14 protein-coding genes and 1 other RNA gene are annotated in these 13518 nt (G+C 45.1%); 4 read left to right on the top strand and 11 right to left on the bottom strand.

All coding sequences use genetic code 11. The features are described 5' to 3' along the window. Positions 1-47: 47 nt before the first annotated feature. The 3 genes from copA to csoR all read right to left on the bottom strand — a co-directional run bounded on the left by copA (position 48) and on the right by csoR (position 3130). Positions 48-2459, bottom strand: a complete 2412-nt coding sequence (gene copA, locus BTW01_RS13990; RefSeq protein ID WP_162103562.1) for a copper-exporting P-type ATPase CopA — start codon at positions 2457-2459, stop codon at positions 48-50. Positions 2460-2541: 82 nt separating this feature from the next. Next, positions 2542-2751, bottom strand: a complete 210-nt coding sequence (gene copZ / locus BTW01_RS13995; RefSeq protein WP_162103563.1) for a copper chaperone CopZ — start codon at positions 2749-2751, stop codon at positions 2542-2544. A gap of 73 nt (positions 2752-2824) precedes the next feature. Continuing rightward, on the bottom strand, positions 2825-3130 hold the full coding sequence (csoR, locus tag BTW01_RS14000) for a copper-sensing transcriptional repressor CsoR (protein ID WP_162103564.1): 306 nt from the start codon (positions 3128-3130) through the stop codon (positions 2825-2827). A 153-nt stretch (positions 3131-3283) separates the two neighbouring features. Between csoR and BTW01_RS14005 the strand changes: the two genes are divergently transcribed. Further along, positions 3284-4333, top strand: a complete 1050-nt coding sequence (locus BTW01_RS14005) for an oxidoreductase (protein ID WP_225493337.1) — start codon at positions 3284-3286, stop codon at positions 4331-4333. 35 nt (positions 4334-4368) lie between these two features. Here the strand turns inward: BTW01_RS14005 and azoRB are convergent, their stop codons facing one another. From azoRB to BTW01_RS14045, 8 genes are all read right to left on the bottom strand, one after another. Next, complete coding sequence (gene azoRB / locus BTW01_RS14010) at positions 4369-5004, bottom strand: FMN-dependent NADH-azoreductase AzoRB (RefSeq protein ID WP_162103565.1); 636 nt, start codon at positions 5002-5004, stop codon at positions 4369-4371. A 438-nt stretch (positions 5005-5442) separates the two neighbouring features. After that, on the bottom strand, positions 5443-6237 hold the full coding sequence (locus tag BTW01_RS14015) for an SDR family NAD(P)-dependent oxidoreductase (protein WP_162103566.1): 795 nt from the start codon (positions 6235-6237) through the stop codon (positions 5443-5445). A gap of 298 nt (positions 6238-6535) precedes the next feature. Continuing rightward, positions 6536-6897, bottom strand: a transfer-messenger RNA (tmRNA) gene (gene ssrA, locus BTW01_RS14020). A 176-nt stretch (positions 6898-7073) separates the two neighbouring features. Further along, a complete protein-coding gene (gene smpB, locus BTW01_RS14025) occupies positions 7074-7544 on the bottom strand; it encodes an SsrA-binding protein (protein WP_162103567.1) in 471 nt (156 codons plus the stop codon). 142 nt (positions 7545-7686) lie between these two features. After that, complete coding sequence (gene rnr / locus BTW01_RS14030) at positions 7687-10032, bottom strand: ribonuclease R (RefSeq protein WP_162103568.1); 2346 nt, start codon at positions 10030-10032, stop codon at positions 7687-7689. Between the two features lie 18 nt (positions 10033-10050). Continuing rightward, a complete protein-coding gene (locus tag BTW01_RS14035; RefSeq protein WP_162103569.1) occupies positions 10051-10791 on the bottom strand; it encodes an alpha/beta hydrolase in 741 nt (246 codons plus the stop codon). Between the two features lie 130 nt (positions 10792-10921). After that, complete coding sequence (gene secG, locus BTW01_RS14040; RefSeq protein ID WP_003220028.1) at positions 10922-11152, bottom strand: preprotein translocase subunit SecG; 231 nt, start codon at positions 11150-11152, stop codon at positions 10922-10924. A 677-nt stretch (positions 11153-11829) separates the two neighbouring features. Continuing rightward, positions 11830-12063: a helix-turn-helix domain-containing protein gene (locus BTW01_RS14045; protein ID WP_162103570.1), complete on the bottom strand. Its 234-nt coding sequence runs from the start codon at positions 12061-12063 to the stop codon at positions 11830-11832. 152 nt (positions 12064-12215) lie between these two features. Between BTW01_RS14045 and rghR the strand changes: the two genes are divergently transcribed. From rghR to catR, 3 genes are all read left to right on the top strand, one after another. Next, positions 12216-12623, top strand: a complete 408-nt coding sequence (gene rghR, locus BTW01_RS14050; RefSeq protein ID WP_162103571.1) for a transcriptional repressor RghR — start codon at positions 12216-12218, stop codon at positions 12621-12623. Between the two features lie 28 nt (positions 12624-12651). Further along, on the top strand, positions 12652-13071 hold the full coding sequence (locus tag BTW01_RS14055; RefSeq protein WP_162103572.1) for a helix-turn-helix domain-containing protein: 420 nt from the start codon (positions 12652-12654) through the stop codon (positions 13069-13071). Positions 13072-13162: 91 nt separating this feature from the next. Further along, positions 13163-13489 carry a catDE operon transcriptional regulator CatR gene (gene catR / locus BTW01_RS14060; RefSeq protein WP_084993400.1) on the top strand — a complete coding sequence of 109 codons (327 nt, stop codon included), beginning with the start codon at positions 13163-13165 and terminating at the stop codon, positions 13487-13489. The last annotated feature ends 29 nt before the right edge of the window (positions 13490-13518 follow it).

The following is a 13518-nucleotide window of genomic DNA, read 5'->3' on the forward strand; positions in this document are numbered from 1 at the left end:
TCCCTGAAAGTGTCAATATAAAACAAAAACCGGCATATAGCCGATTTTTATTTTACTCTCTGCAGACGCAACGCATTCAGAACAACAGAAACAGAGCTGAAAGCCATTGCTGCTCCCGCGATCCACGGAGCTAAAAATCCGAGCGCCGCGATTGGGATGCCGAGGCTGTTATAGCCAAGCGCCCAGAATAAGTTTTGTTTAATATTTTTCATTGTCAGTCTGCTCATGCGGATTGCGTCGGCAATGCTGTTCAAGTCGCCGCGAATCAGCGTAATATCTGCTGATTCCATGGCAATGTCCGTCCCTGTTCCAATTGCCATGCCAATATCGGCTGTGGCAAGCGCCGGCGCATCGTTAATTCCGTCGCCCACCATGGCCGTCTGACGACCTTCTTTTTGCAGGCGGGAAATTTCCGCAGCCTTTTGTTCAGGCAGGACTTCCGCAATAACACTCGTAATTCCAGCTTCCTTCGCGATGGCTTCTGCGGTCCTGCGGTTGTCACCTGTCATCATGATGACATCGAGCCCCAACTCTTTCAGACGCGCCACTGCCGCCCGTGACGTGTCTTTTATCGTATCGGCAACAGCTACAAGCCCTGCGGCTTCACCGTCAATGGAAACTAGCATAACCGTTTTTCCTTCCGCTTCAAGTTCTTCCATTTGGGCAAGAAGTGATCTATGCTCAACCTGTTCACTCTCCATTAACTTTCTTGTGCCGACAAGAATGGTTTTGCCTCCGGCTTCAGCCAAAATGCCTGCGCCGATTTTTGCTTCAAAGCGGGTCAGCTTCGGTATCTCAAGCCCTTTGTCTTTCACCCCGGCAACAATTGCTTCACCGAGCGGGTGCTCCGATCCCGTTTCGGCTGCCGCTGCAAATTGAAGCAGGTCGGTTTCTTCAAAGCGGCCGACCGGACTAGCATCTGTCAGTTGCGGCTTCCCGTTTGTGACAGTTCCGGTTTTATCGAGAACAATCGTATCAAGACGATATGTTTTCTCTAAATGCTCGCCGCCTTTAAAAAGAATTCCGAATTCAGCAGCGCGCCCAGATCCAGCCATAATACTCGTCGGAGTGGCAAGGCCGAGGGCGCAAGGACAAGCAATGACAAGAACCGCAATGAACTTGCTGATTGCTTCAGCAAAATCGCCGGGAGCGGCCCAAAGATACCAAATGAGGAACGTGAGAACCGCAATCCCTAATACGATAGGCACAAAAATGCCGGAAATCTGATCAGCGAGACGCTGGATTGGTGCTTTTGATCCTTGTGCTTCCTCGACGATTTTGATGATATGAGAAAGCGCCGTATCCTTTCCGACATTGACTGCTTTGATTTTCAGGAAACCGTTTGAGTTCACGGTTGCGCCTGTCACGCTGTCACCTGGTTTTTTGTCAACAGGAAGACTTTCTCCGGTAATCATCGATTCATCAACTGCCGAGAGGCCTTCAATTACTTCTCCGTCGACAGGAATTCGTTCGCCCGGTTTGACGTAAACAACGTCATCGACAAGCACTTCGTCTATCGGGATGATTTGTTCCTGTCCATCTCTTACGACAGTCGCTGTTTTCGCTTGAAGCTTCATCAGCTTTTTAATGGCATCTGATGAACGGCCCTTTGCTTTTGTTTCAAACAGCTTACCCAATAAGATCAGTGTCAGCAAAATCGCGCTTGTTTCATAGTAAAGGCCGTCTGTATGCCCGTGGGAACCGAGGCTTTGAATCGTAAGATAAAGACTGTAAGCGTAAGCAGCCGTCGTCCCGAGCGCGACCAACACATCCATATTGGCGCTTTTATTTTTGAGCGCCTTATACGCACTAACATAAAATGGCCAGCCGATCAGAAACTGCACTGGCGTCGCCAGCGCAAACTGCATCCATGGATTAAGGAATATATCCGGCACCCAAATGAACGATGTGAACGTAAAATGGCTCACCATCGCCCAGAGCAATGGAAACGACAGAACTGCTGAAAAGATCAATCTCGCCATTTGTTTCCGTTCATCTTTCTTTTTAGATGCAGCCGCCTCACCGTCCTCGTCGCCCTTTGGTTTAAGCTTATATCCCAGTTTATCAACGATTTCTTTCAAATCGCCGACAGATGTTTCTTTTGGATTGTACTCGACCATAACTGTTTCTAAAGCGAAATTTACGGGAGCGTTTGTGACGCCTTCCATTTTATTGAGCCGCTTTTCAATCCGATTGGCGCAGGCCGCACAGGTCATGCCCTCAATATCGAATTCAGCTTTTTCTGTTACGACATGATAACCCAACTTTTCGATTTTCCCTTGAATCGCTTCAGCCCCTGTTTCAGCAGGATCGTAGGTGACATTTGACGTTTCCATTGCCAGATTGACGTTGGCGTCTGTGACACCCGGCAACCGCTTGAGGCCTTTTTCAATTCTAGTGGCACAGGCCGCACAGGTCATCCCAGATATCTGCATGGCAATTTCCTTTTGTTCACTCAACATACTCACTCCTTTATATACACCCCGGGGGTATATAAGAATTTAAGAAATATCGCGCCCCATAAAGGCGCGATACTTTGCATCACTCAGCTACATCATAGCCCTGATCTTCTATTGCATCTGAAATGTCCTTAACTGATACTTTGTCAGCATCAAACGAAACATCGACTTTTCCCGCTTCCAGATTGACTTGCACAGCATTGACGCCGTTCAATTCTCCTACACTCGTTTCAACTGCTTTGACGCAGTGCTGACAAGACATTCCTTCAACTTGCAATGTTTTTTGTTCCATCTGAATTCCTCCTGTTTATCTTTCTGACTTCATTCTACCATACCCCCGTAGGGTATTACAACTGAAAAAGACTTTATGACTTTGTGAACTTCTTAAATATGTCTAATAGCTCAGAAATCGCCTGTTCTCCGTCTCCGCTTTTGATAGCATCTGCCACACAATGATGGGCATGATCCTCAAGCAAATGAAGCGCCACATTTTTCATTGCCGCCTGAACAGCTGAAATCTGTACAAGTATGTCCACACAATATCGATCGTTTTCTACCATATTTTGAATTCCTCTGACCTGGCCTTCAATCCGCTTCAAGCGGTTTGTGATTTGATCCTTTTCCTTTGAGCTTTTATGATTTAATGCTTTATGTTCGTTATGGTTCTCCATCCGTACACCTCTGTTTCTTATATTAATTCCCATTATACTGATTGTACAAACTGTTGTCTAAGCTTGCCGCAAAAAAGTGAACCAGTTAGGTTTTACCATTTTCACCAGAGGGTATATACCTCATGTGAAAACGCTTTTAAAGGGGAGAAAAAAGTGGATACGATACAGGTTGGGATATTAGGATACGGACTGTCGGGTTCTGTTTTTCACGCGCCGCTACTTGCCGTTCTCAATGAGTACCACATCAGCAAAGTCATGACATCACGGACAGAAGAAGTAAAACGAGATTTTCCGGATGCTGAAGTTGTGCATGAGCTTAAGGCCATCACAAATGATCCGGGCATTGAGCTTGTTATTGTCACTACCCCGAGCGCCCTTCATTATGAGCACGCTATGGCATGTATTGAGGCCGGTAAACATGTTGTCATTGAAAAACCGATGACCGCGACAGCCGAAGAGGGACAGAAGTTAAAGAAGGCTGCCGATGAAAAAGGTGTATTGCTAAGTGTCTATCATAACCGGCGCTGGGATAATGACTTTCTAACGATTAAAAAACTGATTGCTGACGGGTCTCTTGAAGATATCAATACATATCAAGTCTCCTATGACCGCTACAGACCTGAGGTTCAAGCAACGCGCTGGCGGGATAAAGAAGGCGTCGCCACAGGTACGCTGTATGACCTTGGCTCCCATATCATAGACCAAACCCTCCATTTGTTTGGAATGCCTAAAGCCGTCACTGCAAATGTGATGACCCAGCGGGAAAATGCCAAAACCGTTGATTATTTTCATTTGATAATGGATTACGGCAAGCTCCAAGCCATTTTATACGGCGGGTCGGTCGTTCCGGCGAATGGCCCGCGTTATCAAATTCACGGACAGCATTCCAGCTTTATCAAATACGGAATTGATGGACAGGAAGCCGCACTCAGGGCGGGTAAAAAACCGAAGGATGACAGCTGGGGAGCAGATGATCCGACGTTTTACGGAGAGCTGACAACCGTTCACGGCACAGACAAAAAAACAGAAACCATTCCATCGGTAAATGGCTCTTACTTTACTTATTACCGCGAAATAGCGAACAGCATGCGGAAAGGCGACACGCTGCCTGTTACCGCTGAAGAAGGAATCAATGTCATCCGCATCATTGAAGCGGCGATGAAAAGCAGTGAAGAGAAACGAACCATTATGCTGGAAGAATAAACAAAAGCCTCCCCGCGAAAAGGGAGGCTTTTTCATTAAAATGTTTTTCCTGCTTCTTTCGCACGCGCAATCGCGTCTTCTTTGATTTGCTGTGCTTTATCAGGCTCTGCATTTTGCCCTTCTACGAAAATGCCATCGAAGGATGGGACGCCGAAGAAGTTCATCATGATGCCGATATAACGGTGGCCCATTTCCATTTCAGCCGCAGGGCCTTCTGAATAGTAGCCGCCGCGCGCTTGGATATGAATTGCTTTTTTGTCTGTCAACAAGCCGACAGGACCTTGTTCAGTGTATTTGAATGATTTTCCTGCAACTGCAACAGAATCAAGATACGCTTTCATTACTGGCGGGAATGAGAAGTTCCATAAAGGAGTCACGAATACATACTTATCAGCAGAAGCAAATTGATCGCTAAGCTCTCCCAGACGGCTCACTTTCGCTTTTTCGCTTTCAGAAAGCTCGTCAAATCCTGTGCCTGACTGAAGCTTGCCCCAGCCGCTGAAGACATCTGCGTCAATGTGCGGGATGTTTTCAGTGTACAAATCAATATGTACAACCTCATCATTTGGATTCGCTTCTTTGTAAGATTCGATGAATGCTTTACCTGTTGCCATACTGTAAGAAGTTGCTTCATCATGCGGGTGAGCAGTGATATACAATACTTTTGCCATTTTTACCAGCCCTTTCGTTTTTAAAAATCACACATCAATTATTATCATACAGATGCGCTGTCATTATTCTTTCTCTCTTAGGGTTTATTATAGAGACAATAAAAATTACTTTCAAGCAAAACATCTTGAATTAAAGATTATTTCACTTCTCAATAGTTATTCGCAACTTCGCACACATCGCGCTGAGCTCTTTCATAAGAGACATATAACTTGAAAGTTATGGTTCTTTCATTGTCCTCAGCAATTTTAACTATATGACCTTTAAATGTGTAAAACCCTTCTCATTTAGTCGCTTTTAAGAAATTCAACACACGATTACTTTGTTGCATGGTTTTCCTTTAAGAGAACATAAATATCCATTAAACAGCCATCAAATATGACCGAATCAAATTTTTGAAAATCAAACGCAAATAATAAACCTCTCCTTTTGAGAGAGGTTTAAAAGACACTGCGTACCAAACCGCCGTCCGCTCGAAGCGCGGCGCCATTGATCGCAGATGATAGCGGGCTGCTTAAAAATGTCACGAAGTGAGCGATTTCTTCCGGCCGGATCAGTCTTTGAATAATGGATGTCGGCCGGTTTTCTTTCATAAAACGAGCCTCAGCTTCTTGAACAGTCAAGTTTTCATCCGGATACAGCGAATTCAGCATGGTTTCCACACCTTCTGTTAAGGTAGAACCCGGCATAACAGTGTTGACTGTGACATTCGTGCCGGTTGCCAGCTCCGCCAAACTGCGGGAAATGGACAACTGCATCGTTTTTGTCGCACTGTAATGGGCCATTTCCTGAGACGGCATAATCGCCGCTTCACTGGCAATGAAAATGACACGCCCTTCTTTTTTCTCGATCATATTGTGCAAATACTTACGTGTCAGCCTTACTCCGCTCATAATGTTCACTTCAAAAAAACGAAACCATTCATCATCGGGAATATCAAAGTACTCCGTCGGTTCAAAAATCCCTAAATTGTTAACCAAAATATCAACGTGCGGATATGCCCGAAACAGCTCGTTGCAGCCTTCTTCTGTTCCCAAGTCAAACGCAGCCGGATACAGGACCATTTCTGAATGTTGCGTTTTCAATTCTTCTATCGTCTGATTCACTTTCTCTTCTCGGCGCCCATTGATGATCACTGCCGCGCCTTCTTCAGCTAACGAAGAAGCAATGGCTTTGCCAATCCCCGATGTCGAACCTGTCACCAGGGCAGTTTTTCCTTGTAAATTCAGCTTCATGCTTCATCCCTCCGTTTTACGTTCCTCTTATTTATTGACAGAAATGCGTTTAGTGAAACAGCTGCTCTGCAATCAGTATGAAACAGCTGGAATTGAAATGGAAGTACGCACTTTCTAGTGCCTGTGATCTGAAAAAAAATAAAGCAGAACCTCATCAGAGGTTCTGCTTTATTGTCATTAAGTGATGTAATCCTTTGGTCATTGCTCAAAGGATTGGACATGAAAATGTTGCCAAAATGTTACCGCAGTGCTATCGAAGGCTTTGAAAGCCTTGATAACACTGCGGTTTCGGCGTTATGTATGGAGACGGTGGGAGTCGAACCCACGTCCAGAGACACCGATTACTTAAGCGTCTACGAGCGTAGCCTGCATATTAGGGTTTCACTCATCTTCTTGCCTGCGGGCTGGCCTTCCGAGAGCTAGTCTGTTCATCTCTTCTTACGTTCTCAGACGGGAACGCAAGCGTAGCCTACTTGGATGTGCTCTTCACAGACACATAGGCAATGTCAGGAAGAGCTCGCTGCGCTTATTAGGCAGCTAGTGCTACGTTTGAGTTAAAACTGTTAGTTTTGCCAGTTATATTTAGGTGCGTGTTTACGAGATCGCCTCTCGGCTCGCAGCTCAAGCTCGATCCATCCCTGTCGAATCCGTAACGTCCCCTTGTTATAAGGGAAATACGGGAGAAAATTATCAAGCTTTCACTCAACTGGCTATAGTCTTATTATAACACGATTCTGGCGCTTTTCAATTGTCAAATCCTTCAAATGAATCACGCTGTGATCCGATCGTGAACACAGTATAGCACAGGCCTGATTTTTGGATCAAGCACTATGCCTTTAGAAGCCTTTTTGACTGTCTCTAAACGCTCTCTCGATTTCCCGCTTCGCGTCCTTGCGCTTCAGATCATCTCGTTTGTCATAGTTCTTCTTCCCTTTTCCAAGGCCGAGAAGCACTTTAGCAAAGCCATTTTTCAAATATAGCTTCAGCGGTACGAGAGAATAGCCTTTTTCCTTTGTTAACCCGATCAGCTTGTTAATCTCCTTGCGGTGCATTAATAGCTTTCTCGTCCGGAGCGGATCGTGGTTATAGCGGTTACCCTGCTCATATGGGCTGACGTGCATATTGTGGAGAAACACTTCTCCCCCCTCAATTTTGGCGAAGGAATCCTTTAGGTTTACACGGCCTGCACGAATCGCTTTGATTTCGGTTCCTTGCAAGACGACGCCTGTTTCATAGGTTTCTTCTATAAAATAATCGTGATTGGCTTTTTTATTTTGAGATAATACTTTTCCTGACCCTTTTGGCATGCCAGAACCTCCTCTCTAAGGAAAAACTGTCCACCTTTTGCGATAAGCTCTATTTTACCAAATGTCACGTACCGCTACAATGAAAAGCTGTTTCCGAAAGAAAGCAAATAGAGCGCCGCGGCCCTATTTGCTGGTTGTGCTGTTATTTCTTCTTTTTCCGTTTTTGTTTCGGCGCGTTTTGAAAACCGCGTTTTTTCTTTTTCGGCTTCGACTTCGGCTTCGTGAACCATTCCCCTTTTTCCTCAGTCGGTGCTGGTGAAACAGGCGTATTGGTGGTTTGGACGCGCTTTCTGGCAGGCTTTCCGCGTTTTCTGCTCCGATTGCTGTCAAGTTCTCTCGGACGTCGCGGAGAACCCTTCATACCGACGATTTCAAAGTCGATATTGCGCTCGTCTTTATTGACATCGACAACCTTGATTGTGATTTCATCCCCAATGCGGAAGACGTTGCCCGTCCGCTCGCCGATCATCGCAAAATGCTGTTCATCAAAGCGATAGTAGTCATCCGTCATAAAGCTGACGTGAACAAGTCCTTCAATTGTATTCGGCAGCTCGACAAACATTCCGAAGTTTGTTACAGAGCTGATCATGCCGTCAAACTCTTCACCGATTTTATCAAGCATGTATTCCGCTTTTTTCAAATCATCCGTTTCACGCTCGGCGTCAACTGCACGGCGTTCCATCGTTGATGTATGCTCAGCGATATCCGGCAGGCGTTCTGCCCACTTTTCCTGTGTCGCTTCATCGACTTTGCCGTTGATTAAATACGTTCTGATCAAACGGTGGACGATTAAGTCTGGATAACGGCGGATCGGAGATGTAAAATGCGTATAGAATTCCGTCGACAGGCCAAAGTGCCCTAAGCTTTGCGGGTCGTATTTCGCTTGTTTCATCGAACGAAGCATGACAGTAGATATAACAGTCTCTTCAGGCCTGTCACGCACAGCGTCCAGTATGCTTTGTAGCGCACGCGGATGAATATTCCCCGCCGTTCCTTTCACCACATAGCCAAATGTCGTCACGAACTCTAAAAACTTTTGCAGCTTTTCAGCGTTCGGCTCTTCGTGAATCCGATATATAAACGGCACGTTCATCCAATGGAAATGCTCCGCTACCGTTTCGTTCGCCACAAGCATAAATTCTTCAATCAGCTTCTCGGCGACAGAACGTTCTCTGATCACAACGTCTTTCACCGCGCCTTCATCATCAACAAGCACTTTTGCTTCCTTGAAATCAAAATCAACGGCACCGCGGTTCATCCGCTTGTCGCGCAAAATTTGGGCTAAGCGCTCCATATCTTTAAACATCGGGACAAGAGGCTCGTATTTTTGTTTCATCTCTTCGTCATCGTCAACAAGAATTTTATTCACATCTGAATATGTCATTCTTTCCGTTGTTTTAATGACACTTTGGAAGATTTGATGCTCTGTCACCTGTCCCTGACTATTAATCGTCATTTCACAGGAAAGTGTCAGGCGGTCAACCTTTGGATTTAAAGAACAAATGCCGTTTGACAGTCTGTGCGGAATCATCGGGATGACCCGGTCAACCAAATACACACTCGTTCCTCTTTCAAGCGCTTCTTTATCAATCGGAGAGTTTTCGGTTACGTAATGGCTGACATCAGCAATGTGAACGCCAAGCTTGTAGCTTCCGTCATCAAGCTTGGTTACGGTAACCGCATCATCCAAGTCCTTCGCGTCCGCGCCATCAATGGTGACAATCACTTGATCACGAAGATCACGGCGGTCTTTCAAGTCTTTTTCATCAATGGTGTCAGGCGTATTTGATGCCTGTTCCATTGCATCTGCAGGAAATTCCCCAGGCAGGCCGTGCTTATGAATGACCGATAAAATATCAATACCCGGATCATTTTTATGGCCAAGAATGGTTTCAATCTCGCCCTCGGCGTTCATGCGACCTTCAGGATAGCTCGTCAGCTTGACAACAACCTTATGCCCTTCCGCAGCTCCATTTTTCCCATTTTTCGGGATGAAGATGTCACTCGTGATTTTTTTGTCGTCTGGAATGACAAAGCCGAAGTTTCTCGTTTCTGTATACGTACCGACAACCTTCTGAATCGCTCTTTCTAAAATGCGGATGACGGTCCCTTCCTGTCTGGAGCCGCTTGACTGAGAATTCAGCCGAACCATGACGATATCGCCATTCATTGCTGTATTCAGCTCATTTGGCGGAATAAACACATCGCTTAATGACGTATCCTCAGGCAGCAAAAAGGCAAATCCTTTTGCGTGCGCTGAAATCTTACCTTTTATTAAATTCATCTTTTCTGGAATGCCGTAACGGTCGCTTCTCGTCCGGACGATCTGCCCTTTTTCTTCCAAGGCGACTAACGCTTTGACGAGCTCTTTAAACTCCTCGGCTTCCGTAATATTCAGCATCTCCTCAAGTTCCTGAACGGTTAGAGGTTTGTACGCCTCTTCCTTCATAAACGAGAGAAGCTTTTCCATAAATGCTTCTTTTTCCATTATCCAACCTCCTGTTGATTACCAATCGAGCTTCTCTAAAAATTCATACACATCTTGATGGACGAGGTCACGTTCTTTGTCTAACGTAATGACATGGCCTGATTCCTCGTACCATTTCAGCTGCTTATCGTCAGTTTCCACTTCGTTGTAAATGATATTGGCGCTTTCGGTATTAATCATGTGATCATGCCGGGCCTGCACCACAAATGTCGGTGAATAAATCATATCGACATTATTCCGCACATCAGCAATTAAGTCTTGCAGCGCCTTGAGCGTGTTCATCGGCGTTTTTTCGAATTCCTTCATTTCCTCTTCAATCTGCTCCGGGTTTTTCCCCTCGAATTTTTTATAATTGCGAGCGTATGAAAGGACGCCCTGATACATGACCTCTTCACTCTTAATATGCATCGGCGCACACATTGGGACAATTCCCTTTATGGGTACAGTGTAACCCAATTTCAGCGAAAAAACCCCGCCAAGCGACAGTCCGCAGGCGGCAATGTTCTCATAGCCTTCAGATTTTAAGGATTCATAGCCATCCATCACGTTTTTCCACCAGTCTTCAGGCCCTGTATGTACAAGTTCTTCAGGAGGCACGCCATGTCCTTCATATTGAGGCGCGTGGCATGTATAGCCCCGTTCATTCAAGTAACGCCCCAGCATTCTTACATCCGCTGTATTTCCTGTAAAGCCATGCAGCAAAAGCACCGCTTTGTCTCCGCCTTTAAATGTAAATGGTTTTGGTGTCACAACTTTCATGCTCATGTCTCCCTTTCTATCTGCACGGTCAATTTAGTTTTCCACAGTTTGATCAGAAAAAAACGCTCTGATATCAGCCTGAAACGTGAAAAAGGCCTGACTTCACATCAGACCTTATACAAACATTGCCCTATAAAATATAAGCAAGCGCAATCGTTAACACGAAAAACAAGACTGCCAGCACAACCGTGATACGGTGCAAAATCAAATCAAGACCTCTTGCTTTTTGTTTCCCGAAGAGCTGCTCCGCTCCGCCTGAAATCGCACCAGATAATCCGGCGCTTTTACTGGATTGAAGCAAAACGACAATAATAAGTGCAATGCTGACGATAACCAATAAGGTAATCAAAACTGCGTGCATCCCTTACACCTCCAGACTCACTGGCCTACATTACTTCTATTTTACATGAAAAGGGATGGCATGTCACGCTGTATCAGACGTCAAAAGGCAGGATAAAACGTATGATCTTGGTTACCCTATTCATATGAAAAAGGCAACAGGAGAAAAACAATGCCTCTTATCAGCATGGCCAGCAGAAAACATCTTTATTATGAAGGATAATGCAGACTTAAATTGTGCCATTCATAGATGCTCTGCACATTGATAAGACTGAATGATTCAATTTTGCGGTGGCTTACTTGCTACCTTTACCCTTCCAGACAAAGTGCCGCATCTTGTTCTGCCCGGCGCTTATCCCGCTGTTGATGATATCACCGTCCAAAAGCTGCATAAAACGGCATGTATCTGCTTGAAAAATGATGATGGCTCATGAAAACCCTTTCCGTCAGCCATCACAAAAAATAAAACCTTCGAAACCCGTTAACAAACCATATGAAAAATACTCGGCGTCAATCTGCAGCCTCATTTACTCATCCCAATGCTATTTATGTATAGCGCAGTCTTAGAGACTGGGTCTCCTCAGCCTCAGACGTTTATCGAAGAGCGTGCAGCCATGCCGAATTTTTCAGAAAGGAATATCAAAAGCATCAGCTGCTGACAAAAACTTGTGCAACGTTTGTGTTGCGTTCCTTATGATTTCATTGACTTTTGTCAATAAAATCATAGTAAAAAAGGTCCTCAAATTTCAAATTAAAATAGTGAAGCATTTTACCGATTACAAGCTGCCCCGGCCGTCTTTCTCCATTCAGCACACGGCTGAGTGTGGCGGGTGAGACTCCGATTTCCAGCGCAAGCTGATTAAGAGAATAATCATTATTGACCATATACTGCAAGACATAATCACGTTTAATCTGTATCTTTTCTACCGGCACTTTCCTCACCTTCCGTTTCTGGAAAAACTTTTTTCTATACTTTTACATTACGGCTTATGTTAACTTTTGTCAACACATTTCCAACCTACCTATTCCCTTTAGTCAATAAACATACTAGAATATGAGTAACAGCAAGGAACGGGGTGAGACATATGGAAAGCTTTGGCGAACAATTGCGGGCATTACGAGAAGAGAGAAAATTAACAGTCAACCAGCTTGCGACTTATTCAGGTGTAAGCGCAGCCGGCATCTCGAGAATCGAAAACGGCAAACGAGGTGTCCCCAAACCTGCAACCATCAAAAAACTGGCGGCAGCCTTAAAAATACCTTATGAAGGCCTTATGTATAAGGCTGGTTACATCGAAGAAGTGCATGAAGCCAGAGCCTCTTATGAAACAAAGTGCAAGCTGCTTGAAAAAGCGGAGGTCTACGACTTGAAAAACCTTGCTCTTCTTGAGACCGAAAAGTGGCAATATCTCAATAAAGAAGATTTACTCATGCTGGATCATTATTTTGCGTTTATTTCAGATGAAGCCAAAAAACGGTCTGATGATGACTAACTCTTGATAGAAATGTGAGGCGATCACCATGTCACCGTTCGGACAGCAATTACGGGAGCTGCGCCGCGCCCGCAAGCTGACAGTAAATCAGCTTGCGGTGTATTCAGGCATCAGCTCGGCCACCATTTCAAAGATTGAAAACGGCAAACGAGGCACACCAAAACCTTCCACCATTAAAAAACTGGCGTCTGTACTGAAAGTGCCCTACGAAAACCTGATGGCTGCCGCAGGCCATATTCAGACCTTTCCAGAAGCAATCCGCGAAGCATCAGAAAACTATCAATCCATTTATGACATTTACCAGACGGCTGTCACTCGCGGAGCTGAACACCTCCCGATTTTCAATAGCCAAAAGTGGGAGCACCTTTCAAAGCAGGATATTGAAAATCTCAGCAAATACTTCGATTTTTTAGCTTCTGAAGCGAAAAAACGCGCCTCCTCATCCTAACCCCCTGTTTCTCTTTCTGCATGTGACAAATCACGCCTGCATACCTTCCCTCGTTATTTGCGTTATAATAGTGACAGACGAGGTGAAAAGAATGAACCAATCAGAAATGTGTCCTAGATTTGAAAAAGCAGTCGACATCTTGAGTAAACGCTGGGTCGCCTTGATCGTATTTCAACTCTTGAATGGGTCGCAGCGATTCAGTGAAATTGAAGCAGCACTTCCAAATCTAAGCGGCAGAGTTCTGTCAGAAAGGCTGAAAGAACTTGAGCTTGAAGGAGTGGTAAAACGGGATGTCATCCCGGAAACTCCGGTTCGCATCGAATATTCATTAACTGATAAAGGAAAGGCGCTCGCCCCCATTTTAGGAGAGATTTCCAAATGGGCGACCGATTGGATTGACCCTTCCTTTCTTAGCTAATTGCTAAAACGGCTCTGATCTCAGAAATG

Source organism: Bacillus sp. SKDU12, assembly GCF_010093085.1.
In the GTDB taxonomy this organism is placed as follows: domain Bacteria; phylum Bacillota; class Bacilli; order Bacillales; family Bacillaceae; genus Bacillus; species Bacillus mexicanus.